Source organism: Dactylosporangium sp. NPDC048998 (assembly GCF_043197855.1).
In the GTDB taxonomy this organism is placed as follows: Bacteria; Actinomycetota; Actinomycetes; order Mycobacteriales; family Micromonosporaceae; genus Dactylosporangium.
Window position 1 is genome coordinate 18,289 of the sequence record NZ_JBICTV010000031.1, and the last position, 24,801, is coordinate 43,089.

Consider the following 24,801-nt stretch of genomic DNA (forward strand, 5'->3'; position numbering starts at 1 on the left):
GTTACGCACCGGGCCGCGCGATGACATCGTCGCGCGGCCCGGTCTCGTTCGCGTCAGCGGGCGGCGCGATAGTGCGGGTGCCGTGGATGGCGAATCCTGAGGCACGAAGGGCGGGAACGGCCAGGACGGCGAGGGCCGCGCCGAGCGCGGCGACGGCGACCATGGCGCCCCGGAGGCTGGTCCCGTCGGCCCAGAAGCCGACGTAGACCGGTCCGAGCAGGAAGCCGAGGTAGGCAACGGTCGAGATGATCGCGGTCGAGCGCCCGCGGTAGGCCTCCGGCACGTTGCGGGCGGGGACGCTCAGCAGCGTCGGGAACAGCCCTCCCGTGCCGGCGGCGGCCAGAACGATGCCGAGCGCGGCCACTGGCAGGCTCTGCGCGATCGAGACCACCACTGCGCCCGCCGCCGCGACCGTCGCGCCGAGCACCAGGATGTGGGCGGCGAAGCGGGGCGGGACGGCGCCCAGACTCAGCCGGGCGACGGCTACCACCGCGGCGAACACGGCGGGCGCGAGAGCGCTGCGGCCGGGCCCGGAGCCGAGTTCCTGTTCGAAGAAGACTGCCTGCCAGCTCTGGTGGGCGTTCTCGCTGGCGAACGCGAGGGTGCCGAGGGCGCCGATGATGAGCAGCGGCGCGACCAGGCGGCGGTCGAGGGGGGCCACGGCCGGCCTCGCCGCCGCTGCGGCGTCGCTGGGACGGGCGGCGAGGCCGGCCGGGGACCCGGCGAAGACCACCACGGCGATGACGCCGTCCAGCACGGCGGCGATCGCGAAGGGCATGACGGTGGGCGCGCCGGCCTGCGCGGCGATGCCGGTACCGAGGCTTCCGACGACGACGAGTACCGAGAAGGCGCCGGCCGCCCGGGTGAGCACGGGCCTGCCGGTCGCCTGCTCCGCGTCGCCGGCCATCGAGTTCATCGCCACGTCGGTCGCGCCGCTGGACGCGCCCAGCAGTGCCAGTCCGGCGCACAGCGCGATCAGGCCGTGCGCGGTCAGGGCCACCCCGACCCCGCACACACCGAGCGCGATGAGCATCAGCGCCGTTGTCCGCCGGCCCCATCGGTCCACCACAGAACCGGTGAGCAGCATCGCCGGCAGGGCGCCGCCGCCGATGAACAGCAGCGCGACACCGAGTTGGGCGTCGTCGACGCCGGCCTGCTCGCGGATGCGCGGGATCGAGGCGCCCCAGACGCCCCAGAACGCGCCGAACGCGGCGAAGACCAGATAGCTGGGCAGTGTTCTGGACCGGGAGGCATGGAGGAAGGCGGACACTTGTGTAACGATACACAGCTAGGATGTGGGCGTGTCAAGGAAACCCAGGCGCGCGACCATGGCCGAGGTCGCCACTCGAGCCGGCGTCAGCCCGATGACGGTCTCGTACACCTACAACGAGCCCTCACGGGTCGCCGACGAGACCCGGGCGCGCGTCCTGCTCGCCGCCAAGGAGCTCGGCTACGCCGGTCCTGACCCCGCCGCGCGTTCGCTGCGCCGCGGCGCGACTCAGACCCTCGGCGTGGTACTCGGCGAACGCCTCACCTACGCCTTCGACGACCCCCAGGCGGTACAATTCCTTGCCGGTATCGCCGAGGTGTCCGCCGAGCATGGCTTCGGCATGACTATCCTGCCGACCAGCGGCTCCGACGCCGACGTGCAACGGGTCCGCGACGCCGCGGTCGATGCGTTCGTGCTCTGGACGACCAGCGACGACGATCCGGTCCTCGACGCGGTCGCGGCGACCCGGCGACCGGCCGCCATCCAGGGCGGCCCGGCGCGGCCGGGCCTCACGGTGATCGGCGCGGACGACCGCGCCGCCGCCCGCGCCGTCGGCGCGCACGCCTTCAACTCCGCGCGGTGTCCCGCGGTGGTGAGCTTCCCGCTGGGCCGGGATCGAACGGTGGCCACCGTGCACGGCCCCGACCCGGCCGCCGCGCCGTTCCCGGTGACCCGTCACCGCCTCGAGGGGTTCCGCGACGCGGCGACCGACGCCGGCATCGACTGGCAGAGCGTCCCGGTCGCCGTGTGCGCCACGAACGACGCCGACCTCGCTCAGGCCGCCGCCGCCGACCTCATCCGGGACGGGCGGGACGCCATCGCCACCATGAGCGACCAGCAGGCGCTCGGCGTCCTTCGCGCCGCCGAGCAGGCCGGCATCGCGGTCCCCGACCGCCTCGCCGTCACCGGCTGGGACGACTCCGAAACCGCCCGGCTGCGAAACCTGACCTCGGTCGCCCAGTCGCTGCGCGAGCAGGGACGGGCCTGTGCCGCCAAGGTCCTGACCGGATCAGCGCCCGGCAGCGGCTCCAGCGCCTGGTCCATCACGGTCCGCGGTTCCACCCGCGGATGAACGTACGCACAGTGAATGCCCGGCTATCGGGCGGACATGTCCCAGCCGCGTACGCGGTGGATACGGGCGGTCTTGGGGTAAGCGACGGTCGTCGGCGAGCGCGGACCGATCTCGAAGAGATCGATCATCAGGAAGAGCGGATAGCTCGGTGATTGCGCCACCCGCCTCACTACGGCTCCCTCGCAGCCGATGACGATGCCCTGCGGGCCCCAGAGTGCTGTCCACGTGTGCGGCCTCGATGCTGTCGCGGGGATGACAACCTCGGCCATGTCGGTCTGCAGCCGGTCGTCGTGGTGCGATTTCAACCCGCAACGCGCGCGGCTGATTCCATCCCCCACGGCGTCGGCGTCGATCTCGAAGATGCAGATCTCGCCGCTGTCACGGTCGGACAGGTGCTCCGTACCCACGAGCCACGCAGCGAGCATGCATCCCTCGTCCACGCTCGCGCTCACCGTCACGTCGACCCTGCCCGCGGCGGGAGCCCACAGCAGGCGCTGCGGCGTCGCGGTGCGAACGACAAGACCGTCGCTGCGATGCCGGTGTGTTCCTCGACCTGAACCAACCGGACCGGAGAACGTGCCACTCTGCAGATTGGAGACGCGAAGCGGCGCGTCTTCCGCTCGCCAGTCGAGTTGATCTTCGTCAACGCGGAGCCGCAGGCCCAGGCTGTCGATGTCATACCGCGCCTTCGACCGCTCGGGGGAGGTCCAGTGCGGCAGATAGTGATCGACCCAGCGGTCGTCGCGGAGTTGTGGCGCGGTGAAGTCCTCCTCGAAGTCGGGACCGCGGGACGGTGGTTCGGGGAGGCGATCGGTACCGGAGGCCATGCCCGCATTATCAGGGCTCCTCGCGGTTGGTGGGGGTCGCGGCCGGCCACCTGGCGAACCAGACCCGCACCGAGGTCCGCCGCCGGGTCACCGGTTTCGTGCCTGTGAAATATTGTGAACAAACCTGATCCGAGACATCCCCCGTACGGCCGAACAGTGCCGCCATGAGCAGTATCTTTGCTGTTCACTGCGGGACGCATCTTGTTCACTCAACTCATGCCTGATAGAACATCGAGCAGGTCGGGCTAACAGAGGAGTGAACATGGCAGACTCTCCCCTTCTCTCCCGCCGCTCCGTACTCCAGCTCGGCGGCGTGGGCGCGCTCCTGCTCGCCACCGGCGCCTGCGCGAGCGGCAGCAAGAACAACACCTCGTCGTCAGCCTCCGGCGGGGCCAAGTCGTCGACCCTGAAGATCGCGGTATCGAGCTACATCAGCAGCTGGGACCAGGACTTCGTCGGCTTCGACCTGACCGCCCTCATGCTGTACAAGAACGTCTTCCCATACATGATCGACTACGGCGTGACGACCGCCGGCGGCAGCAGGATCCTCGACACCGAGAACATCATGCCGACGTTCGCCGAGTCGTTCGAGCCGGACGCCGAGCACAAGGTGTGGACGCTCAAGCTCCGCAAGGGCGTCAAGTTCCCCAGCGGCAACGAGCTCAAGGCCGCCGACGTGAAGTGGTCGAAGGACCGGGCGTTCGCCGCCAAGGCCAACGTCGCCGGCATCTACCGCACGATCGGCCTCACCAAGCCCGAGCAGGTCGTCGTGGTCGACGACTACACGGTGGAGTTCCACCAGGAGTTCCCGAGCGCGCTGACCAAGCAGATCCAGGCCATCTCGCTCTACGTCTTCGACTCCGTCGAGGCGAAGAAGCACGCCACCGACGCGGACCCGTGGGCCAAGGAGTGGTTCGCCAAGAACCCGCCCACCGGCGGCTACTTCAACGTCACCAAGGCCACCCAGGGCCAGGAGATCGAGCTCACCGCCAACGACGGCTACCCCGGCCCGGACCCGGCCAAGACGAAGACCATCCGCATCTCGGTCGTGCCGTCCGCCGCCAACCAGCGACTGCAGCTGCAGGCCGGCGACATCGACATCGCGCTGGGCGCGAGCCCGCGCGACATCAAGGACCTGAAGAACGCCGCCGGCATCACGGTGCTGTCGGCGGCCAGCAACTCGCAGGTCGCCATCCAGATGTCGACGACCACCGCGCCGTTCGACGACGTCAACGTGCGCAAGGCGCTGGCCTACGCGACGCCGTACGAGCAGATCATCAAGAACGTCTACGGCGGCGACGCACGGCCGACGAAGAGCATCGTGCCGCTGGACATGCCGGGATACTCCGAGAAGGGGTACCCGTACACGTACGACATCGACAAGGCCAAGGCGGCACTCGCCGCGTCGGGCAAGACCTCGATCACCTCGGAGCTGGTGTTCCAGACCGACAACGACGAGCAGCAGCAGCTCGCCGTCCTGGTGCAGAGCGAGGCCCGCAAGGCCGGCATCGAGCTCAAGCTGACCCCGCTCGACCCGGCGACGCTCGCCGAGCGGCGCGGGAAGAAGAACATCCCGCTGCAGATCACCTCGGGCCAGCTGTGGGTCAACGACGTCGAGTACATGCTGGCGACGAGCTTCGTCAACGGCGCCAACCTCAACTACGCCAACTACAGCAACCCGCGGATCGAGCAGATCTACCAGCAGTCGCACACCACGGTGGACACCGGCGCACGCAACCAGCTCTGGGCGCAGGTGCAGGACATCATGGCCGAGGACGTGCCGTGGGTGGTGATCTGCCAGCCCAACTTCAACCTGCCGGTGCGCAAGTCGGTGGGCGGCTGGGTGCAGCCGATGGACGGCCTGGCCCGCCTGCGCTACCTGGGTGCGTCGGCGTAGATGCGCGTTCTCCGGTTCGTCGCCCGCCGGCTGCTCCAGCTCATTCCGGTCCTGCTCGGGGTGGTCGTGCTGACTTTCCTGCTGGTCCGGGTGCTGCCCGGTGACCCGATCCGGACCATCCTCGGGCCCAACGCGACCGCCGCCGACGAGGCGGCGGCGCGGGCCCGCTTCGGCCTCGACCGGCCGCTGTGGCGGCAGTTCACCGACTACCTCGGCGGCCTGGTCACCGGCGACTTCGGCACATCCATCCAGAGTGGACAGTCGGTCGGCGACGAGATGGCGTTGCGGATCGGCCCCACGATGGAGCTGGTCGTACTGGCGGTGGCGATCGCCGTGGTGATCGCCACCGTCGTCGGGCTGTGGTCGGCCCGGCACGCCAACCGGGCCGGCGACCACGGCATCCGGGTGCTCGCGCTGATCGGCAACTCGATGCCGGAGTTCTGGCTCGGCCTGGTGCTGATCCTCGTCGGGTATGCCGGCCTGGGCTGGTTCCCGGCGCCCAGCGGCCGCGTCGACCCGGACACCGACCTCACCCCGATCACCGGCGCGGACGCGCTCGACGCCCTGCTGACCGGCAACATGCCGGCGCTGACGTCGGCGCTGTCGCACCTGGTGCTCCCGGTGCTCACGCTCGTCATCGTGATCGTGGCCCCGCTGCTGCGCAGCGTGCGCGCGTCGGCGATCGAGGTGCTGCGTTCCGAGCCGTACGCGGCGGCCGAGGCCCACGGGCTGCCGGGCCGGCTCCTGCGCCGCGGCTACCTGGTGCGGGCGGCCCTGGTACGCCTGCCGTCGCTCGCCGCCCTGGTGTTCGGCTTCGCGATCGGATCGACCGTGCTCATCGAGTACGTCTACTCCTGGCAGGGCTTCGGTCAATGGGCGCTGCGCGGCCTGCTCTACCGCGACTACCCGGTCGTGCAGGCCTCGGTGCTGGTGATCGCGCTCTGCTACGTCGTGGTGTTCCTGATCGCCGACGTCGTGCACGCCATGCTCGACCCGAGGGTGAGGATCTGATGCACAGGGAGGCCCGTTTCGGCACGGTACTGGTGGCCACCGGCGCCGGGATCCTGGCCGTCGTCATCGCCGCCGTGCTGCTCGGCCCGCTGCTCACTTCGTGGGGACCGAACGAGATCGACCCGGCCGGCGCCACCATCGCGGCGCCCGGCGGGGCGCACCTGTTCGGCACCGACGTCAACGGCATGGACGTGTGGAGCCGGCTGCTCTACGCGGGCCGGGTCGACCTCGGCATCGCGGTGGCCGCGGTCGCCGCCGCCGTCGTGCTGGGCAGCATCCTCGGCGTGGTCGCCGGCTACTTCGGCGGCTGGCTCGACGACGTGCTGATGCGCCTGACCGACATCTTCCAGGCGTTCCCCACGTTCATCCTCGCGCTCGCCGTCGCCGCCCTGCTGGGCAGCGGGCCGGTCAACCTGGCCGTGGCGATCGCGCTGGTGAACGCGCCGGCCTACGCCCGTCTGGTGCGCGCCGAGGTCCGCACGATCCGCGACCTGACCTACGTCGACGCCGCGCGTACCTCAGGCGCCTCGACGATCGGCCTGCTGTGGCGGCACGTGCTGCCCAACAGCATCACGCCGGTGCGGGTGATCGCCCCGCTCAACTGCGGCTGGGCGATGCTCACCCTGGCCGGCCTGTCGTTCCTCGGGCTGGGCATCCCGGTGCCCGACGCCGAGTGGGGCGCCATGATCAGCCTCGGTACCGGCGACGTGGTGGCCGGCCGGTGGTGGACCTCGGTGCCGCCCGGCATCGCACTGCTCGTCTGCGTCCTGGGCTTCAGCCTCCTCGGCGAGGGCCTGCAGGAGCGCGCGGACCGGGTCCGACGGTGAGGAGCCGCACGTGAGTCTGCTTTCGATCGACAACCTGTCCGTGGTGATCGGCGGCCGCGTCGCCGCGCTGAGCAACGTCTCGCTGACCGTCGACGCCGGCGAGGTCGTCGGGCTGGTCGGGGAGAGCGGCGGCGGCAAGAGCATGGTCGGCCGCGCGATCGTCGGCATGCTGCCGACCGGCTCGGTGGCGACCGGCCGGGTCGGCTTCGACGGCATCGACGTGCTGACCATGTCCGCCGAGCGGCTCGCCCACCACCGCGGCCACGGCGCCGCGATGTGTTTCCAGAACCCGCGCGGCGCGCTCAGCCCGACCCGGACCGCGGGCCGGCAGCTGGTCGACCGGCTCCGGACCCACCAGGGCATGGACGGCGAGCGGGCCCGTGAGTCGGCGCTGGAGCTGTTCGAGGCGGTCGGCATCCGCAGCCCCCGCCGCCGCCTCGGCGCCTATCCGCACGAGCTGTCCGGCGGCATGGCCCAGCGGGTGATGATCTCGCTCGCCACCGGGTGCGCGCCGCGCCTGCTCGTCGCCGACGAGCCGACCACGGGCCTCGACGTCACGCTGACGGCCGAGATCCTGCGCCAGTTCCGCCACGCCGCCGACACCGACGGCCGCGGCGTGCTGCTGGTCTCCCACGACATCAACGCGATCGCGGCCGTGTGTGACCGCATCGTGGTCCTCTACGCCGGCACGGTCGCGGAGACCGGCCCGGCCCGGCAGGTGCTGACCGCGCCGGCGCACCCCTACACCCGGGCGCTGCTGCGCTCGGTGCCGGAGCTCGACGGCCGGCCGGTGGTGGTGACGCCGGGCGCGATGCCGCTGCTGCGCGAGGCGCCGGCCGCGTGCCCCTTCGCCCCGCGCTGCGCGCACGCCCAGGACGACTGCCGGACCTCCCGCCCGCAACCGGCCAGGCAGGGCCGGCACTGGACCGCGGCCTGCTTCCACCCGCTGCACGACGGTGTCGAGGCGCGCCAGGCGACCGACGTCACGGCCGGCGCACCCGCGCGGCGGGCCGGGACGACCGCGGACGCCACGCCCGTGCTCGTCGTGGACGACGCGCACGTGGTCTACAAGAGCCGGTTCGGCCGGGGCGGGCACCACGCGCTGCGCGGGGTCAGCCTCACCGTGGCCAAGGGCGAGCGGATCGGCGTCGTGGGCGAGAGCGGGTGCGGCAAATCCACCCTCGCCCGGCTCATCGTCGGGCTCACCAAGCCGACCCGTGGCCGCGTCACGGCCGCCCGCAGCGCCCTGGTCTTCCAGGACCCGATCGGCTCGCTCAGCCCGCGCCGGAGCGTCGAGGACGCGATTGGCGAACCGCTGCGCGCGCTGGGCGTTCCCGCGGTCGAACGGGCCGGCCGGGCGGCCGCCGCGCTCGACCGGATGGAGCTGGACCGCTCGATCCTCGGCCGCCGCCCGCACGAGCTGAGTGGCGGCCAGGCGCAGCGGGTCGGCATCGCCCGCGCGCTCGTCGCCGAGCCGGACCTCATCGTCTTCGACGAGCCGACCTCGGCGCTGGACGTGACCGTGCAGGCGCAGATCCTCGCGGTGATCGACGAGGTCGCCGCGGACCGCTCGCACGGCTCGGTGTTCATCTCGCACGACCTCGCGACCGTCCGCGGGTTCGCCGACCGGGTCGTCGTGCTCTATCTCGGCCGGATCGTCGAGGAGGGGCCGGTCGAGGAGGTCTTCGCGCGGCCGAGGCACCCCTACACGCGGGCGTTGCTCTCGCGGGGCCTCTCGCGCGGCACGGCCCTGGTCCGCGACCTCGAGGAGGCCGACGCGGCGACCGGGTGCGCGCTCGCCGCCCGGTGCCCGTTCGTCACCGACCGGTGCCGCGGCGAGGACCAGCAGTTGCAGCAGTACGGGGAGAGCCGGGCCGCCTGCTGGCGGGTTCCGGAGATTGGGGAGTTGGTGTGAGCCTCAGGCTGGCCGTCGATATCGGCGGTACGTTCGTCGACGCGATGGAGCTGGACACCCGGACCAACCGGGTGCGGTTCCGCAAGGCGTCGACGACCCCGGCCCGCCCGGCCGACGGCGTGCTCGCCGCGGTGGCCGCGCTGGGCACGGATCTGTCCTCGGTTGAGCTGTTCATCCACGGCACCACGCTGGGCCTCAACGCGGTGCTGGAGCGGCGCGGCGCCGCGACCGGCATCATCACCAACGAGGGCTTCCGGGACGTGTTTCTGATCGGGCGCGGCAACGTCCCGTCCGACCACATGTACGACTTCCAGTACGAGCGCCCGCCGAGCCTGGTGAAGCGCCGGCACACCGCCGGGGTGAAGGGGCGGCTGGATTACAAGGGCCGCGTGGTCGAGGACCTCGACGCCGAATCGGTGCTCGCCGCGGCCCGCGAGCTCGTCGAGGTGCAGGGCGTGCGGTCGATCGCCATCTGCTTCCTGCACGCGTTCCTCGACCCGTCGCACGAGCGTGCGGCGGCGGCCCTCATCCGCGAGCGCTACCCCGACGTCAGCCTCTCGCTGTCGACCGACATCGCGCGCGAGTACCGGGAGTACGAGCGCACCAGCACCACCGTGCTGGAGGCGTACATCCGGCCGATCTTCGAGCGCTACGTCGACGAGCTGGAGCGGGGCCTGGCCGACGGAGGCTTCGCCGGGCGCTTCCTCATCATGCGCTCCGGCGGCGGGTCGATGACCAGCGAGGCGGCCAAGCGCTCGCCGACCCACACCGTCCTCAGTGGACCGGCCGGCGGCATCGTCGGCGCGGCGTACCTCGGCGGCGCGCTGGGCCGCGACAGCCTCCTCACCTTCGACATCGGCGGCACCTCGCTCGACGCGTGCGTCATCGAGCAGGGCAGCGCGGTCGCCGCTCACGAGGCGCAGCTTGAGCACTTCCCGCTGCTGATCCCGACGTACGACATCCGCACCATCGGCGCCGGTGGCGGCTCGATCGCCTGGCTCGACCGGGGCCTGCTCAAGGTCGGCCCGCAGAGCGCGGGCGCCGACCCGGGCCCGGTCTGCTACGGCCGCGGCGGCACCCGCCCGACCGTCACCGACGCGGCGGTCGCGCTCGGCTACGTCGACCCCGACCGGTTCCTCGGCGGCGAGATGGGCCTGCAGGCCGACGCGGCCCGCAAGGCCCTCGACGAGCAGGTCGCCGGGCCGCTCGGCCTGCCGGTCGAGGCGGCGGCCGCGGGCATCTTCGACGTGCTGCTCGCGCGCACCGTCGGCGCGGTTCGGCAGATCACCGTCGAGCGCGGCCGCGACCCGCGGCAGTTCTCGCTGCTCGCCTTCGGCGGCGCCGGGCCGCTGCTGGCGCCGCTGCTCGCCCGGGAGATGGGCATCGCCGAGGTGATCGTGCCGTTCGCGCCGTCGGGCTTCTCGGCGTGGGGCATGCTCAGCGCCGACATCGAGGACAACTTCAGCCGTACCCTGATGACGCCGCTCGACGAGGTCGAGCCGGCCGCGGTCGAGGCGACCTTCGCCGAGGTCGAGGCCGAGGCGCTGGCCTCGCTGAGCGCGCAGGGCGTGCCGGCGGAGCTGGCGGTCCTGCAGCGGCAGCTGGAGCTGCGCTACCTCGGGCAGGAGCACAGCCTCACGGTCACGATCGGCCGCGAGCTCGACCCCGACGGCGTCCGGGCCGCCTTCCAGGAGCTGCACTCCGCCCGGTACGGCCACTCGATGGCCAACCGCCTGCAGATCCTGAACCTGCGCCTGCGCGCGGTGGGCCGCACGGCGAGCCCGACGCTGGTCGAGCCGCCGCCAGGCGACGCAAACCCGGCCCGGGCCCTGCTCGGGCGCCGGGACGCGTTCGACTTCGGTGTCCGCGCGGTCGTGCCGTTCGACGTCTACGACCGGGCGCTGCTCGCGCCGGGCGACGCGTTCGACGGGCCGGCCCTGGTCGACGAGGGCACGTCGACGACGGTGGTCCCGTCCGGCCAGCGGGTGACGGTCGACGCGCACGGCTACCTGCTGGTGCGTGCCGCATGACCGCCGAGACGAACCAGCTGGACGGCGCTACCGCCGAGGTCGTGCGCTCCTACCTGCTCGCCGCGGCCGAGGAGATGCGGGCGACCCTCATCCGTACCTCGTTCAACCCGGTCATCTACGAGGTCCACGACTTCGGGCTCTCGCTGTACGACGCCGACCTGCGCCTGGTGGCCGAGGCGACCGGGCTGACGTTCTTCCTCGGCGCCAACGACTTCTCGCTGCGCAAGGGCGTGGAGTACGTCGGCCGGGAGAACCTGCACCCCGGCGACGTCGTGCTGCTCAACTACCCGTACTGGAACGCGGCGCACGCCTACGACGCGACGCTGTTCGCCCCGGTGTTCGAGCCCGGCGGGCCGCTGCTGGGGTTCCTCTGCGTCCGCGCGCACTGGATGGACCTCGGCGCCAAGGACCCCGGCTACGTGCTCGACTCCACCGACGTACACCAGGAAGGCATCCTGTTCCCGGGCACCAAGGTGGTGTCGCGCGGCGAGCCGGTCCGCGAGATCCACGAGCTGATCCGGTTCAACTCGCGCATGCCCGACGAGGTGATGGGCGACCTGCACGCCCAGATCGCCGCGTTGCGCACCGGCGAGCGCCGGCTGCTGGAGATCGTCGAGAAGTTCGGCCGGCCGACGGTCGAGGCCACGATCGAGCGGATGATCGCCGACGGCGCGGCGCGCACCCGAGCGGCCCTGGCCGCGCTGCCGCAGGGCTCCTGGACCGCGGAGGACCTGCTCGACGACGACGGCATCACCGAGGACCCGATCCACATGAAGGTGACGGTCACGATCGCCGACGGCACGTTCACGGTCGACTTCGCCGGCTCGTCACCGGCGGTGGCCGGGCCGGTCAACATGCCGTACGGCGCGACCGAGGCGATCTGCAAGGTCATCCTCAAATCGCTGACCTCGGCCGACCAGCCCTCCAACGCCGGCACCGTCGCGCCGCTCGTGGTGAAGGCGGAGCCGGGCACGCTGTTCCACGCCGTCTACCCGCAGCCGACGTTCACGCTCTGGACCGGCATCGTCGCGGTCGAGCTGATCCTCAAGGCGCTCGCGCAGGGCATGCCCGACCGGCTGCCGGCCTCGTCGGGCGGCGACGTACCCGGGTTCATGATGGTCGGCATCCACCCGGACACCGGCGCGCTGTTCGCGGTCTCCAACAACGAGCCCGTCGGCTGGGGCGGCACGCCGCAGCACGACGGCATGAACGCCGCCACCCACGTCTCCGGCAGCACCGGGCGGATCACACCGATCGAGGTGCTGGAGGCGCGGACCGGGATGTTCTTCGAGCGGATGGAGATCCGCACCGACTCCGGCGGGGCCGGCCGGTTCCGCGGCGGGGCGGGCCTGCGCCGGGACATCCGGTTCGTCACGCCGGGGGAGTTCCTGTCGGTCATCAAGAAGACCAAGGCCAGGCCGTGGGCCCTGGCCGGAGGCCGCTCGCCGGAGGCGAACCGGGTGATCATCTTCCCGGGTACCGACCGGGAACAGTCGGTCAGCACGAAGCGCACGGCCGTGACCGTCGGGGACCGGGTCACGCTGCTGACCGCCGGGGGCGGCGGGCACGGCGACCCGCGCGAGCGCGACCCGGACGCGGTGCGCGAGGACGTCGCCGAGGGGTACGTGTCGGCGGAGGCGGCCCGCGAGGTGTACGGGGTCGAGGATGCCTGAGGTCGACGGCGCCACCGCCGAGGTGGTGCGCAGCTACCTCGTGGCCGCGGCCGAGGAGATGCGCGCCGCGCTCGTGCGCACCGCGTTCAACCCGGTCATCTACGAGGTGCACGACTTCGGCATCTCGATCTACGACGCCGATCTGCGCCTGGTCGCCGAGTCGACGGGCCTGTCGCGCTTTCTCGGCGCGAACGACTACTCGATCCGCAAGGGCGTCGAGTACGTCGGGCGCGACACGCTGCGGCCGGGCGACATCGTGCTGCTCAACTACCCGTACTGGAACGCCGCGCACGCCTACGACGCGACGCTGTTCGCGCCCGTGTTCGTCAACGACGCGCTCGTGGCGTTCCTCTGCGTGCGGGCCCACTGGATGGACCTCGGCGCCAAGGACCCCGGCTACGTGCTGGACTCCACCGACGTACACCAGGAAGGGCTGCTGTTCCCCGGCACCCGGGTGTTCGCGGCCGGCGCACCGGTGCACGAGATCCACGAGCTGATCCGGTTCAACTCGCGTATGCCCGACGCGGTGCTCGGCGACCTGCACGCCCAGGTGGCGTGCCTGCGCACCGGCGAGCGACGCGTCGCCGAGCTGTTCGGCGCGTACGGCCGCGAAACGGTGAACGCCGTGGTCGACGCCGTCATCGCCGCCGCCGAGGCGTCCGCCCGGGAGGCCGTCGACGCCCTGCCGCAGGGGTCGTGGACGGCCGAGGACTGGCTCGACGACGACGGGATCACCGACGACCCGATCCTGATGCGGGTCACCGTGACCATCGCCGGCGGCACGTTCACCGTCGACTTCGCCGGCTCGTCGCCGGCCGTGCCGGGCCCGGTCAACCTGCCCCTCGGCGCGACGATCGCGACCTGCCGGGTGGCGTTCAAGGCGATCACCACGCCGACCGAGCAGACGAACGCCGGCCACTTCGCGCCGCTGGTCGTCCACGCCGAGCCGGGCACGCTCTTCCACGCCGTCTACCCGGCCGCGACGTTCACGCAGTGGACCGGCACCGTCGCGCTGGAGCTGATCTACAAGGCGCTGGCGCAGGGCATGTCGGGCCGGCTGCCGGCGTCGTCGGGCGGCGACGTGCCCGGGTTCATGATGGTCGGCGTCCACCCGGACACCGGATCGCTGTTCGCGGTGTCCAACAACGAGCCGGTCGGCTGGGGCGGGGCGCCCGGGCACGACGGCATCGGGCCGGCCAACCACCCGTGCCAGACCCAGGCCAGGATCACGCCGGTCGAGGTGCTCGAGGCGAAGACCGGCATGTTCTTCGAGCGGATGGAGATCCGCACCGACTCGGGCGGGGCCGGCCGGTTCCGCGGCGGGCCCGGGCTGCGCCGCGACATCCGGTTCGTGACCCCGGGCGAGTTCCTGTCGGTGATCAAGAAGACGAAGTCCCGGCCCTGGGCGAGCGACGGCGGCGCGGCCCCGGAGGCGAACCGTATCCTGCTGTTCCCCGGCACGGCCCGGGAGCGCGCCGTCAGCACGACCCGCACGGCCGTCGCGCCCGGTGACCGCGTGACGGTACTGACCGCCGGCGGCGGCGGGCACGGGGACCCCGCCGCGCGCGATCCGGGGGCCGTCCGGGAGGACGTGGCCGACGGCTACGTCTCCGCCGCAGCGGCCCGCACGACCTACGGAGTTGATGTATGAGCGCTACGAAGCGAAGCGTAGTGGCCGCGAATCAGGGGCACAGGTGTAGCTCGTGCCGCTGCCGGAGCGAAGCGGAGGTGTCGGCATGAGCGGCAATGTGATCCTCGAGAACTGCACGGTCGTCGACGGGCGTATCCAGCCGGTGGAGGACGCCGCCGTCTGGGTGGTCGGCGAGCGGATCGCCGCCGTCGGCCCCCGCGAGCGGGTGCTGGCCGAGGCCGACGGCGACGCGACCCGCATCGACCTCGGCGGCGCCTGGCTGACCCCGGGCCTGGCCAACATGCACACCCACCTGTCGCTCACCCTGCCGGGCGCGGCCGGTGACCGGCTCAAGCAGATGGGCCCGCACGAGCTCGCGCTCTACATGGCCGACGGCGCCCGCCGTACCCTCCACTGCGGAGTGACGACGGTCCGGTGCGTCGCCGAGAAGGACCACGCCGACTTCGCGCTGCGCCGCTCGATCGAGGCCGGCCGCACGGCCGGGCCGCGGATCTTCACCGCCGGTCGCGCCCTGGTGTGCACCGGCGGCCACGGCCACGAGAGCAGCGACACCCTCGAGTGCGACGGCATCGACGGCTTCCGGCGCGGAGTGCGCCAGCAGATCAGGGCCGGCGCCGATTTGATCAAGGTGATGATCTCCGGCGGCATCGCCGGCGAGCACGAGTCGATCGACACCCGTCAGCTGCACCCCGACGAGCTGGCGGCGGTGCTGAAGACCGCGCACGACTGGGGGCGGCGCGTCACCGCCCATGCCGGCCCGGCGCCGGTCATCACCGAGGCGGTCGAACTGGGCCTCGACTGTGTCGAGCACGGCTACGAGCTGACCGCGGAACTGGCCGCACTCATGGCCGAACACGGCACCGCCCTCGTGCCGACCCTGCTCGTCACCCGGTGCAAGGCGTTCTTCGACGAGCTGGGCGTCCCGGAGTGGATGCAGCAGCGGTCGCTGGGCGCGGGCGAGCGGCACCTCAAGAGCTACGAGCTCGCCGTCGCCGCCGGGGTGGAGGTGCTGCTGGGCAGCGACATGCCGCCGTTCTGGGCGTTCGAGGGTACCAACGCCACCGTTCGCGAGCTGGAGCACATGTCGGCCGTCATCGGGCCGCAGCGGGCGCTGTACGCCGGCACGCTCGGGCCGGTGCGCTGGCTGCGGGCCGAGCGGGACCTGGGCACGGTCGAGCCGGGCAAGCTCGCCGACCTGATCGCGATGGACCGCGACCCGCTCGCCGACACCTCGGCGTTTCGCGGCGTGCGGTGGGTGATGAAGGGGGGCGCCGTGGTGCGCGACGACCGGTCCGGGGTGCGGCCGTGACGGTGTGCCCGGAGACCGCAACCGAGATCGCAACCGAGATCGCCGCCGCGATCGACGACATGTACGACGCGTTCCTGGCCGGCGACCGGGGCCGCTTCGACGCCCACCTCGACCCCGACGTCACCACCTGGGAGTCCCACCTGCCCGGGCCGCTGCGCACCCGGGCCGAGCTGGACGAGTACCGCGACCGGCGGGACGCCTCCGGCCACCGGCCGCTGCTGGCCGAGCTGGTCGCCCACGTCAAGCGGATCGACGTGTGGGGCGACGTCGGCGTGGCCCGCTACGAGCTGCACGCCCGCGCCGAGGACCAGGTGCCGGAGCAGGTGTCGGTCACCCGCGTCACCGACGTGCTGCGCCGCACCGGCGAGGGCTGGCTGATCGTTCACCACCACGCCGAGCTGGTGCGCCCGTGAAGCGCCTCGTCGCCTACCGCGACGGCGAGCCGGCCGACGTACTCGCCGTCGCCGACGTGCCGGACGACCCGGAGCCCGGCCCGGGCCGGGTGAGCGTCGCGGTCGAGGCGGTCGGCCTCAACTTCCTCGACGTGATGCTGTGCCGCGGGACCTACCCGGTGCGGCCGGCACCGCCGGTCACGCCCGGGGTCGAGTTCAGCGGGCGGGTCCTGAGCGGCCCGGACGCCGGCGCCGCGGTGATCGGGTGCCCGGCGCTGCCGCACGGCGCCCTCGGCGAGACCGTCACCATCGACGCCGGCCTGCTCGTGCCGCGGCCCGCCGCGCTCGACCCGGTGACCGGCGCGGGGATCCCGGTGACGTACCAGACCGCGTGGTTCAGCCTGGAGCGGGCCGGAGTGTCCACAGGGGACACCGTGCTGGTGCACGCCGGGGCCGGCGGGGTCGGCGTCGCGGCCACCCAGCTCGCGGTCGCCCGCGGCGCCCGGGTGATCTGCACCGCGGGCGGCCCGGCGAAGACCGAGGTGTGCCGCGCGAACGGCGCCGACGTCGCGATCGACTATCACGCCGAGGACTTCGCCCGGGCCGTCGACGCCGCCACCGGCGGCGCGGGCGTCGACGTCGTGATCGACCCCGTCGGCGGCGACGTGTTCGCCCGCTCGCTGGACTGCCTCGCCTTCGAGGGGCGGATCGTCGCCGTCGGCGCCGCGGCCGGCCCGCCGCCGGCCGTCGACCCGATGCGCCTGGTCGCCCGCAACGCCACCCTCGTCGGCCTCTCGTGGGGCTCGGCCTACCCCTGGCGGCGGCCGGACGAGGTCGCCGCCGCCTACGAGGCACTGTTCGCGCTCTGCGCCACCGGTGCCGTCCGGCCGCCGGTCAACCGGATCGAGCCGCTCGAAGGGGCGCCCGCCGCCCTGCAGGACCTGGCCGCCGGGCGTACCACCGGCAAGATCGTCATCCGGATCGGAGGGTGAGGAATGTCCGAAGACAACGACATGGAGCTTTACGACCTGCGGGTCACCGTCGACCACATCGAGGGCCGCTCGGTCTGCGGGATGGCGGTCGGTGACTGCTTCGAGCTGGAGCAAAGCGCCCACCTGCGGCTGCCCGACGGCAAGCACTTCTGCGTGTACGCCCTGGCCGCCGTCCTGCCGTTCCTGGCGGCCAAGCAGCGCGCGCTCCCGGCCGGCGACTGGCTGGAGCGCGACACCCTGTTCTGCTGCCCCGATCCGGAGGAGCGCCTGGTGATGCGGGTCGAGCGCACCCGGCGCCGCGGGATGCGATCGGGCGACCTCACGTGAGTGCTCGCATGGGGGTCGAGCTCGGCCTGGGCATCCAGAGCGACAAGCGGCCCGGCGACTACGCCCGGCTCGCCCGGGCGGCCGAGGCGCACGGGTTCGACGTACTGACCGTCTTCGGCGACCTCATGTTCCAGCCGCCGATCTTCCCGCTGCTGGAGATGGCCGGTGCGACCACGCGGGTGCGGCTCGGCGCGGCCTGCCTCAACCCGTATTCGATGGCGCCCTACGAGATCGCCGGTCAGGTCGCCGCGCTCGACCTCGCCTCCGCCGGCCGGGCCTACCTCGGCCTGGCCCGGGGCACCTGGCTCGGCGCGGTCGGGATCGACCAGCCCCGGCCGATCGCCGCGCTCGGCGAGGCGGCCGAGGTCGTCTACCGCCTGCTCGCCGGCCGGACCGACGGCTTCGACGGCCGGGTGTTCCGGCTCGCGCCGGGCGTCGCGCTGCGCTATCCGGTCCAGCGCCCCGACCCGCCGCTGCTGATCGGAGCCTGGGGCCCGCAGGGTGCGGCGCTCGCCGGCCGGATCGCGGCCGAGATCAAGGTGGGCGGCAGCGCCAACCCGGCGATGGCCGGCGTCGTGCGCGAGCGGCTGCGGGCGGGCGCTGAACCGGCCGGCCGGTCGGTCGACGAGGTGCGGATCGTGCTCGGCGCGGTGACCGTGGTCGACCGCGACGGGGCCGCCGCCCGGGCCAAGGCCCGCACCGAGGTCGCGATGTACCTCGCGGTCGTCGCCGAGCTGGACCCGACCGCGGGTGTACCGGCGGATCTCGTGCGTCGCGTCGCCGACCTGGTCGACCGGGGCGAGCACGAGGCCGCCGGCCGGCTCGTGCCCGACGACGTGCTCGACCTCTTCGCGTTCTCCGGCACCCCGGAGCAGGTCGCCGCGCAGGCACAGGCGCTGATCGACGCCGGCGTCGGGCGGGTGGAGTTCGGCACGCCGCACGGGCTGACCGACGAGGGCGGCGTGGACCTGCTCGGCGGCGCGGTGCTGCCCCTGCTGCGGCGGGAGGCGGCGTGAACGTCGACGTGATCGTGGGCCCGGGCCTGGTCGCCGACCTCGACCTGGTGCGCGAGCTGGCCGAGGCCGAGTTCGCCGGGCTCGGGGTGGACGGCGCCGTCCGCGAGGCGCAGGACCTCGCGTCGGCGTTGGGGGGGGGACGACCGGCGCCGTCGTCGCGCTGCCCGGGCCAACGGCACCGGCCCGGCGGCTGATGACAGCGCCGGGCGCCCACGCCGCGCGGACCGTGTGGCTCGACCTGACCGCGACCGGGCCGCAACCCGTCGCGCCCGGGTCGGAGCATCACCAGGGCCGTGAGATCTGGGGTGTCACCTGGGCCGTCCGGCGGGCGGTGCACCGGCTGCGGCGCCCGGCCCGGCGGATCGCCTACGGGCCCGAGCCGGAGCAGTGGGGCGAGCTGCGGCTGCCCGCCGGCACCGGCCCGGCGCCCGTCGCGGTGCTGGTGCACGGCGGCTTCTGGCGGTCGGTCTGGGGCGCCGACCTCATGGACGCGATGGCGATCGACCTGGCCGAGCGCGGGTTCGCCGCGTGGAACCTCGAGTACCGGCGCCCGGACCGCCACGGCTGGCCGGCCACGACGGCGGACGTCGCCGCGGGCTTGGCGTTCGCGGGCGCGGCCGACCCCCGGGTCGACCCGTCGCGGCTGGTGCTGTTCGGTCACTCGGCCGGCGGGCAGCTCGCGGTGCGGGCGGCGGCCGACGCGCCCGGCGCGGTGTCGGTGGTCGTGTCGCAGGCGGGCGTGCTCGACCTGGCCGAGGGCAAGCGGCGCGGGATCGGCACCGGCGCGGTCGCGGCGGCGCTACGCGGCGACGAGGCCGCGCTGGCGGCGGCGGACCCGCTGCTGCGGCTGCCGCTGGGTGTGCCGGTGGTCGTGGTCCAGGGCCGGGGCGACGGCCTGGATCTCGTCGACATGTCCCGCCGCTACGCCCGGGCCGCGCTGGCGGCCGGCGACCGGGTGGTCCGGCTGGAGCTGGCCGCCGACCATTTCGACGTGATCGACCCGCACACGCCGGCCTGGGCGGCGACGATGGACGCGGTCAACGAAATTTTGACGTGAGAGTGAACAGCGATCTTCAGAACAGCCGCGGGGTCACCACCGAGACCACGGTGGTGACCGCGTCGGTGTCGTTGTAGAGCCGGTGCGGGGTGCTGGAGCGCAGGTGCAGGCTGTCGCCCGGGAAGAGCCGGTGCTCGATGCCGTTGACCTCGTAGAGCAGCTCGCCCGACACCACGTAGGCGAACTCCTCGCCGGCGTGGCCGTAGGCCTCCTCGCGGCGCCCGCCGGGGGCGATGTGCACGACCATCGGCTCGAGCACCAGGTGCGGGCCGCGGTCGGAGAGCATGCGGTAGGTGGTCTGGCCGGACACGTACTCGGTCGCGCCGTTCTGGGCGCGCGTCAACGTGAAATGTTCCGGCAGGTCGTCGGTCGGCACCTGCGGCGGTGCCGCCTGGTCGTCGGCGTGGAAGAACTCGGAGACCGGGCGGTCCAGCGCCGCGGCCACGCCGTTGAGGGCGGTCAGACCGATCGCCGAGATGCCCCGCTCGACCTGGGAGAGGAACCCGATGGACAGGCCGGACTGGGTGGCGAGGCCCCGCAGCGTCAGCCCGCGCTCCTTGCGGAACTGGCGCATCCGCGCGCCGACCAGCGCTTGCCCGCTGTTCTCGACGCGGTCCTGCCTTGCCGTCGTGCGCACCTTCGAACCTCCTGCCGAAACTTGTTCAATCCTATCGAACTTGGTCCGGCGGTGAGGACCCCGAAAGTCCCCGATCCGCGGTCATCCGTGCCACAGTTTCGGGTGTTCTCACGTGCATCTATACTCCGAAACGGCTGCGCAACATGTGAGAACGTTTGCGCAACACGACCCGATGAGGCAACGTATCGCCGGGGCGCAACGCGGCGCCGGTGCGGGAGAGGACGATGCAGTGGTCGCGGACCTTCGTCAGGTCGCGGAGGCCAGCGGGGTCTCCCTCAGCACGGCCTCCCGCGCGCTGTCCGGGTCGGGGCGGGTCAGCGAGGCCACCCGGGTGCGGGTCCGCCGGGTCGCCGACGAGCTCGGCTACCGCCCCAACGCGCTCGCCCGCGGCCTGCGCACCAACCACTCCCGGCTGGTCGGGCTCGTCGTCACCAACCTCGTCAACGCGTCCTTCCACGTCATCGCGGAGATCGTGCACCACCGGCTGAAGGCGGCCGGCTACCACATGGTCCTGTGCGTCACCGGCGACGACGCACACGAGGAGCGCGCCTACGTCGAGACGCTGCGCGACCACAACGTCGACGGCATCATCGTCGTCGGCTCGGACGCGACGGCCGTCGAGCGGCTGCGCGACACCGCCATCCCCGTGGTGCACCTCGCCCGGCAGCCGCGGCGCCCCGCCGGCGACTGCGTGCTGGGCGCCGAGCTGGAGGGCGCGCGGGAGGCGACGCGGCACCTGCTCGGCCTGTCCCACCGCCGCATCGCCGTGGTCGCCGGCCCCGCGGAGGTGACGTCGGGCTATGAGCGGCTCGCCGGGTACCGGCTCGCGCTGGACGAGGCGGGCGTCGCCTACCGCGAGGACCTGGTGTTCCAGGGCGCGCTGGAGCCGGCCTCGGGCGTGGAGGCGGTCAAGCGGCTGCTGGCGCTGCCCGCCCGCCGCCGGCCGACCGCGGTGCTGGTCACCAACCACGAGTCGGCCTTCGGGCTGCTGCCGGCGCTGCGCGAGCGCAAGGTGCGGATCCCCGACGACCTCAGCGTGCTGTGCTACGAGGACGCCGACCTGCTGCGATGGTGGGATCCGGCGGTCACCGTCATGGACAACAACGCCGCGCGGATGGGCGAGCTGGCGGTGAACATCCTGCTCGAACGTATCGCCGGCAAGGTCGACGCCGATCAGGGCGCCTGGACCGAATACCGCGTCGGCGCGCAGCTGGTGGTCCGCCAGTCCTGCCTCGTCGCCAAACCGTGATCTCGCCGAGCGCGGCGGCACCCTTGACACTGACCTGGCACTGAGCAAGTCTGTGGAAACGTTTGCTCAAGGCGGTCGTGACGTCCGCCGGCAACCTTTCTGTAGTCCGGCCTTGGAGGCCCGCATGAAGATCCGGTCTGCTGGGGCGCTGGCAGCTGCCCTGGCACTGACGGTCACGCTCGCCGCGTGCGGTGGTTCGAACTCCTCGTCGAACAGCCAGCAGGCGGGCGCAACGCTCGTCATCGACAACGCATTCCAGCTCAAGACCGTCGACCCGGGCCGCATGTTCGAGCCGAGCGGTCTGATGATCGGCGAGGCGATGTACGACACGCTGCTCACGTTCAAGGGCAGCGACGTCGCGAAGCCGGTGCCCGACCTCGCGGAGTCCTACACCGCGTCGCCCGACGGCAAGACGTTCACGTTCAAGCTGCGCACCGACGCGAAGTTCTCCGACGGCACCCCGGTCACCTCCGCCGATGTCGTCTTCTCGCTCAACCGCGTGAAGAACCTGAAGGGCAACCCGTCGTTCCTCATGGACGGCCTGACGGTCACCGCCCCGGACGCGACCACCGTGGTCATCGCCAGCGACAAGGCCAACGCGGCGGTGCCGTTCATCGTGCCGAACCCCGCGCTGGGCATCCTGAACTCCAAGGTGGTCAAGGCCAACGGCGGCACCGACGCCGAGGACGCCGACAAGACCGACACCGCGGAGAGCTTCCTCAACTCCAAGTCCCAGGGCAGCGGCCCGTACGTGCTCAACAGCTTCAGCACCACCACGCAGGTCGTGCTGACCCCCAACGACAACTACTGGGGCACGAAGCCGACGTACAACAAGGTCGTCGTGCGCAACGTGCAGGCCAACGTGCAGCGGCTCAACGTCCTCAAGAACGAGTCGCAGATCGCGGTCGACCTCTCGCCCGACCAGGCGAAGGGGCTCGACGCGCTGCAGGTGGTCAGCGGCGCCTCGCCGAACGTGTTCTTCCTGTTCACGAACAACAACCCGGCGATCTCGAAGACCACCACCAACCCGAAGTTCCAGGAGGCCGTCCGGTACGGCGTCGACTACAAGGGCCTCATCGAGCTCGCGGGCGAGGGCGCGGTCCAGGCGCCGGGCGTCGTCCCGTCGATGTTCCTCGGCGCGCTGAAGGCCGGCGACGCGGTCACCCGCGACGTCGACAAGGCCAAGGCCGCGCTCGCCGCCTCGGGCCTGTCCAACCCGACCGTGACCCTGAGCTACCCCAGCGACGTCCAGGTCAACGGGCTCAACTTCGGTGACCTCGCGGCCCGCGTCCAGGCCAACCTCAAGGACGTCGGCATCACCGTCAACCTGGCGCCCGCGTCCGTGCAGGCCGCGCTGGAGACCTACCGCGGCGGCAAGGAGGAGATGGGGCTGTGGCAGTGGGGCCCGGACTACCCGGACCCCAGCGACTACCTCAACTTCCTGCCCGGTCAGCTCGTCGGCCTGCGCGCCGGCTGGGCCAAGGGCGCCGACCCGGCGCTGGAGCAGCTCGGCGAGCAGGCGGCGACGACCATCGACGACGGCCAGCGGGCCGGCCTGTACCAGCAGATCCAGCAGTCGATGAACAAGTCCGGTCCGATCATGCCGCTGATCCAGTCGGCGCAGATCCTCGTCAGCGCCAAGTCGGTGAAGAACCTGCAGTCCAACGCGGTCTGGCTGGTCAACATCCGTGAGCTCGGCTGACCCGGCCGCGGCCACCGGGGCGGGCCGGCGTCGTCCGGCCCGCTTCGGCGGGCTCCCGCGGTTCCTCGCGTTGCGCGTCGCCACGGCCGCGCTGCTGTGTGTCGGGATCACGCTGGTCGCGTTCGTCCTGACCCAGCTGGTCCCGGGCGACCCGGCCACCGCGAACCTGGGTCAGCGCGCCATCGGCGACCCGGCCGCCGTCGCCGCCTTCCGGTCCAAGTACGGCCTGGACAAGCCGCTGCCGGTGCAGTACGTGACGTATCTCGGCAACCTGCTGCAGGGCAACCTCGGCCAGTCCCAGCAGAGCCACCGAGCGGTGGCCGAGGACCTCGCCGAGTACGTGCCGGCGACGATCGAGCTCGCGGTCTTCGCGATCGTGCTCTCGCTGCTCGTCGGCGTCGCCCTCGGTACCGTCGCCGCCGTCACCCGCGACCGCTGGCCGGACCAGATCCTGCGGGTGCTCAGCCTGGGCGGCGTCTCGATGCCCACGTTCTGGGTCGCGCTCGTGGCGTTCTACCTGCTCTTCTTCAAGTGGGGCGTGCTGCCCGGCGGCGGCCGGCTCGACCCCGGCATGACCGCCCCGCCCCACGTCACCGGCCTCTACGTCATCGACGCGGCGGTCGCGGGCCAGTGGGACGTCTGGTCGTCGGCCGTGCGTCACCTGGTGCTGCCGTCACTCGTGCTCGCCGTCTACACCGTCGGCATGCTCATGCGCTTCACCCGCGCGTCCGTGCTGGAGATCCTCGGCAACGACTACGTCCGCGCGGCCCGGGCCAAGGGCCTGCCCGAGCGGGTCGTCATCCTGCGCCACGTGCTGCGCCCCGCGCTGGTCGCGATCATCACCGTGGCCGGCGTCGCCTTCGGCAGCCTGCTGTCCGGCGCGGTCCTCGTCGAGAACATCTTCTCCTGGCCGGGCCTCGGGCAGTACGCGTACCGCAGCGCGGTCAACCTCGACCTGCCCGCCATCATGGGCGTCAGCGTCGTCGTGGCCGTCATCTACATCGTCATGAACCTGCTCGTCGACCTCCTGTACGGGGTCATCGACCCGAGGATCCGACTGACATGACCGCGCCCGACCCGACAGGGAACAACCGGGGCACCCGGGCGCGCCGGGACCGGGCGGCCCGCTCGCCGTGGCGGCAGCCGCTCGCGATCGTCGGCGCCGTGCTCGTCGTGCTGTGGGTGCTGGTCGCGGTGCTGGCGCCGCTGCTCGCGCCCCAGGGACCGCTCGACCAGGTGTCGCCGAAGCTGCAGCCGCCGTCCGCACAGCACCTCTTCGGCACCGACGAGCTCGGCCGCGACGTGCTGAGCCGGGTCATCTACGGCGCCCGGATCTCGCTGCCGCTGGCGTTCGCGCTCGTCGCACTGGCCACCGTGCTCGGCTCCGTCGTCGGTACCGTCGCCGGCTACTTCGGCGGCTGGGTCGACGGCGCCCTGATGCGCCTGGCCGACATGGTGTTCGCCTTCCCGGGCATCATCCTGGCGATGGCCGTGGCCGCCGCGCTCGGGCCGCAGCTGCGCAACGCGGTGCTGGCGGTCGTGGTGGTGTCCTGGCCCTCGTACGCCCGCCTGGTGCGCGGCCTCGTGCTGTCGGCGCGCAACGCCGAGTACGTGACGGCCAGCCGGCTGCTCGGCTCGTCGGCGCTGCGCACGATGTTCGTCGACCTGCGCCCCAACGTCGCCGGGCCGATCCTGGTGATGTCCGCGCTCGACGTCGGCAGCGCCGTGCTGCTGCTGTCCGGCCTGTCGTTCCTGGGACTCGGCGCGCAGCCGCCCACCGCCGAGTGGGGTGCCATGGTCGCGGCCGGGGCCGAGAACTTCGACCGCTGGTGGGTCGGGCTGTTCCCGGGCCTGGCCATCCTCACGGTCGTGCTGGCGTTCAACTTCGTCGGCGACATGCTCCGCGACGCCCTCGACCCGCGCACCGCGCGCGCCATCAGGGAGTAG

The 24,801-nt window shown here is 72.5% G+C and carries 22 protein-coding genes; 19 read left to right on the forward strand and 3 right to left on the reverse strand.

The features are described from left to right. Position 1: 1 nt before the first annotated feature. On the reverse strand, positions 2-1,270 hold the full coding sequence (locus ACGFI8_RS39105) for an MFS transporter (protein WP_392812423.1): 1,269 nt from the start codon (positions 1,268-1,270) through the stop codon (positions 2-4). A 31-nt stretch (positions 1,271-1,301) separates the two neighbouring features. Here ACGFI8_RS39105 and ACGFI8_RS39110 point away from each other — a divergent pair, with 31 nt between their 5' ends. Continuing rightward, complete coding sequence (locus ACGFI8_RS39110; protein WP_392812424.1) at positions 1,302-2,342, forward strand: LacI family DNA-binding transcriptional regulator; 1,041 nt, start codon at positions 1,302-1,304, stop codon at positions 2,340-2,342. 23 nt (positions 2,343-2,365) lie between these two features. On the opposite strand, the gene ACGFI8_RS39115 is transcribed toward ACGFI8_RS39110, so the two are convergent. Further along, positions 2,366-3,169 carry a hypothetical protein gene (locus tag ACGFI8_RS39115; RefSeq protein ID WP_392812426.1) on the reverse strand — a complete coding sequence of 268 codons (804 nt, stop codon included), beginning with the start codon at positions 3,167-3,169 and terminating at the stop codon, positions 2,366-2,368. Positions 3,170-3,431: 262 nt separating this feature from the next. Between ACGFI8_RS39115 and ACGFI8_RS39120 the strand changes: the two genes are divergently transcribed. The 14 genes from ACGFI8_RS39120 to ACGFI8_RS39185 all read left to right on the forward strand — a co-directional run bounded on the left by ACGFI8_RS39120 (position 3,432) and on the right by ACGFI8_RS39185 (position 19,266). Beyond that, positions 3,432-5,066 (forward strand): ABC transporter substrate-binding protein, encoded by a 1,635-nt coding sequence (locus ACGFI8_RS39120; protein ID WP_392812428.1) that lies wholly within the window; start codon positions 3,432-3,434, stop codon positions 5,064-5,066. Next, positions 5,067-6,077 (forward strand): ABC transporter permease, encoded by a 1,011-nt coding sequence (locus ACGFI8_RS39125; protein ID WP_392812429.1) that lies wholly within the window; start codon positions 5,067-5,069, stop codon positions 6,075-6,077. It begins immediately after the preceding gene. Further along, complete coding sequence (locus ACGFI8_RS39130; protein WP_392812430.1) at positions 6,077-6,904, forward strand: ABC transporter permease; 828 nt, start codon at positions 6,077-6,079, stop codon at positions 6,902-6,904. The genes ACGFI8_RS39125 and ACGFI8_RS39130 overlap by 1 nt, the downstream gene beginning before the upstream one ends. Before the next feature lie 10 nt (positions 6,905-6,914). Further along, positions 6,915-8,819: a dipeptide ABC transporter ATP-binding protein gene (locus ACGFI8_RS39135; RefSeq protein WP_392812432.1), complete on the forward strand. Its 1,905-nt coding sequence runs from the start codon at positions 6,915-6,917 to the stop codon at positions 8,817-8,819. After that, on the forward strand, positions 8,816-10,849 hold the full coding sequence (locus tag ACGFI8_RS39140; protein ID WP_392812433.1) for a hydantoinase/oxoprolinase family protein: 2,034 nt from the start codon (positions 8,816-8,818) through the stop codon (positions 10,847-10,849). The genes ACGFI8_RS39135 and ACGFI8_RS39140 overlap by 4 nt, the downstream gene beginning before the upstream one ends. Further along, positions 10,846-12,522 (forward strand): hydantoinase B/oxoprolinase family protein, encoded by a 1,677-nt coding sequence (locus ACGFI8_RS39145; protein ID WP_392812435.1) that lies wholly within the window; start codon positions 10,846-10,848, stop codon positions 12,520-12,522. Before ACGFI8_RS39140 ends, ACGFI8_RS39145 begins: the two co-directional genes overlap by 4 nt. Continuing rightward, on the forward strand, positions 12,515-14,173 hold the full coding sequence (locus ACGFI8_RS39150) for a hydantoinase B/oxoprolinase family protein (protein WP_392812437.1): 1,659 nt from the start codon (positions 12,515-12,517) through the stop codon (positions 14,171-14,173). The genes ACGFI8_RS39145 and ACGFI8_RS39150 overlap by 8 nt, the downstream gene beginning before the upstream one ends. A gap of 85 nt (positions 14,174-14,258) precedes the next feature. Then, a complete protein-coding gene (locus tag ACGFI8_RS39155) occupies positions 14,259-15,482 on the forward strand; it encodes an amidohydrolase family protein (protein WP_392812439.1) in 1,224 nt (407 codons plus the stop codon). Further along, on the forward strand, positions 15,479-15,895 hold the full coding sequence (locus ACGFI8_RS39160; protein WP_392812441.1) for a nuclear transport factor 2 family protein: 417 nt from the start codon (positions 15,479-15,481) through the stop codon (positions 15,893-15,895). The genes ACGFI8_RS39155 and ACGFI8_RS39160 overlap by 4 nt, the downstream gene beginning before the upstream one ends. Beyond that, positions 15,892-16,866, forward strand: a complete 975-nt coding sequence (locus tag ACGFI8_RS39165; protein WP_392812442.1) for an NADPH:quinone oxidoreductase family protein — start codon at positions 15,892-15,894, stop codon at positions 16,864-16,866. Before ACGFI8_RS39160 ends, ACGFI8_RS39165 begins: the two co-directional genes overlap by 4 nt. Before the next feature lie 3 nt (positions 16,867-16,869). Next, positions 16,870-17,193, forward strand: a complete 324-nt coding sequence (locus ACGFI8_RS39170) for a TIGR04076 family protein (RefSeq protein WP_392812444.1) — start codon at positions 16,870-16,872, stop codon at positions 17,191-17,193. Next, positions 17,190-18,209, forward strand: coding sequence for an LLM class flavin-dependent oxidoreductase (locus ACGFI8_RS39175; protein ID WP_392812446.1), 1,020 nt, complete (start codon positions 17,190-17,192; stop codon positions 18,207-18,209). The genes ACGFI8_RS39170 and ACGFI8_RS39175 overlap by 4 nt, the downstream gene beginning before the upstream one ends. Beyond that, positions 18,206-18,403, forward strand: a complete 198-nt coding sequence (locus ACGFI8_RS39180; RefSeq protein ID WP_392812448.1) for a hypothetical protein — start codon at positions 18,206-18,208, stop codon at positions 18,401-18,403. The genes ACGFI8_RS39175 and ACGFI8_RS39180 overlap by 4 nt, the downstream gene beginning before the upstream one ends. After that, complete coding sequence (locus ACGFI8_RS39185; protein ID WP_392812449.1) at positions 18,403-19,266, forward strand: alpha/beta hydrolase family protein; 864 nt, start codon at positions 18,403-18,405, stop codon at positions 19,264-19,266. Before ACGFI8_RS39180 ends, ACGFI8_RS39185 begins: the two co-directional genes overlap by 1 nt. A 16-nt stretch (positions 19,267-19,282) precedes the next feature. On the opposite strand, the gene ACGFI8_RS39190 is transcribed toward ACGFI8_RS39185, so the two are convergent. Then, positions 19,283-19,903, reverse strand: coding sequence for a helix-turn-helix domain-containing protein (locus tag ACGFI8_RS39190; protein WP_392812451.1), 621 nt, complete (start codon positions 19,901-19,903; stop codon positions 19,283-19,285). Between the two features lie 172 nt (positions 19,904-20,075). Between ACGFI8_RS39190 and ACGFI8_RS39195 the strand changes: the two genes are divergently transcribed. From ACGFI8_RS39195 to ACGFI8_RS39210, 4 genes are all read left to right on the forward strand, one after another. Continuing rightward, a complete protein-coding gene (locus ACGFI8_RS39195) occupies positions 20,076-21,152 on the forward strand; it encodes a LacI family DNA-binding transcriptional regulator (protein WP_392812452.1) in 1,077 nt (358 codons plus the stop codon). Positions 21,153-21,276: 124 nt separating this feature from the next. Then, a complete protein-coding gene (locus tag ACGFI8_RS39200) occupies positions 21,277-22,854 on the forward strand; it encodes an ABC transporter substrate-binding protein (protein WP_392812454.1) in 1,578 nt (525 codons plus the stop codon). After that, complete coding sequence (locus tag ACGFI8_RS39205; protein WP_392812455.1) at positions 22,841-23,920, forward strand: ABC transporter permease; 1,080 nt, start codon at positions 22,841-22,843, stop codon at positions 23,918-23,920. Before ACGFI8_RS39200 ends, ACGFI8_RS39205 begins: the two co-directional genes overlap by 14 nt. Beyond that, positions 23,917-24,801: an ABC transporter permease gene (locus ACGFI8_RS39210; RefSeq protein WP_392812457.1), complete on the forward strand. Its 885-nt coding sequence runs from the start codon at positions 23,917-23,919 to the stop codon at positions 24,799-24,801. Before ACGFI8_RS39205 ends, ACGFI8_RS39210 begins: the two co-directional genes overlap by 4 nt.

Coding starts and splice junctions, on each gene's coding strand:
- ACGFI8_RS39170 (WP_392812444.1), top strand. CDS start 16,870: ATGTCCGAAGACAACGACATGGAGCTTTACGACCTGCGGGTCACCGTC.
- ACGFI8_RS39120 (WP_392812428.1), top strand. CDS start 3,432: ATGGCAGACTCTCCCCTTCTCTCCCGCCGCTCCGTACTCCAGCTCGGC.
- ACGFI8_RS39195 (WP_392812452.1), top strand. CDS start 20,076: ATGAGGCAACGTATCGCCGGGGCGCAACGCGGCGCCGGTGCGGGAGAG.
- ACGFI8_RS39200 (WP_392812454.1), top strand. CDS start 21,277: ATGAAGATCCGGTCTGCTGGGGCGCTGGCAGCTGCCCTGGCACTGACG.
- ACGFI8_RS39155 (WP_392812439.1), top strand. CDS start 14,259: ATGAGCGGCAATGTGATCCTCGAGAACTGCACGGTCGTCGACGGGCGT.
- ACGFI8_RS39185 (WP_392812449.1), top strand. CDS start 18,403: ATGACAGCGCCGGGCGCCCACGCCGCGCGGACCGTGTGGCTCGACCTG.
- ACGFI8_RS39210 (WP_392812457.1), top strand. CDS start 23,917: ATGACCGCGCCCGACCCGACAGGGAACAACCGGGGCACCCGGGCGCGC.
- ACGFI8_RS39130 (WP_392812430.1), top strand. CDS start 6,077: ATGCACAGGGAGGCCCGTTTCGGCACGGTACTGGTGGCCACCGGCGCC.
- ACGFI8_RS39115 (WP_392812426.1), bottom strand. CDS start 3,169: ATGGCCTCCGGTACCGATCGCCTCCCCGAACCACCGTCCCGCGGTCCC.
- ACGFI8_RS39145 (WP_392812435.1), top strand. CDS start 10,846: ATGACCGCCGAGACGAACCAGCTGGACGGCGCTACCGCCGAGGTCGTG.
- ACGFI8_RS39125 (WP_392812429.1), top strand. CDS start 5,067: ATGCGCGTTCTCCGGTTCGTCGCCCGCCGGCTGCTCCAGCTCATTCCG.
- ACGFI8_RS39150 (WP_392812437.1), top strand. CDS start 12,515: ATGCCTGAGGTCGACGGCGCCACCGCCGAGGTGGTGCGCAGCTACCTC.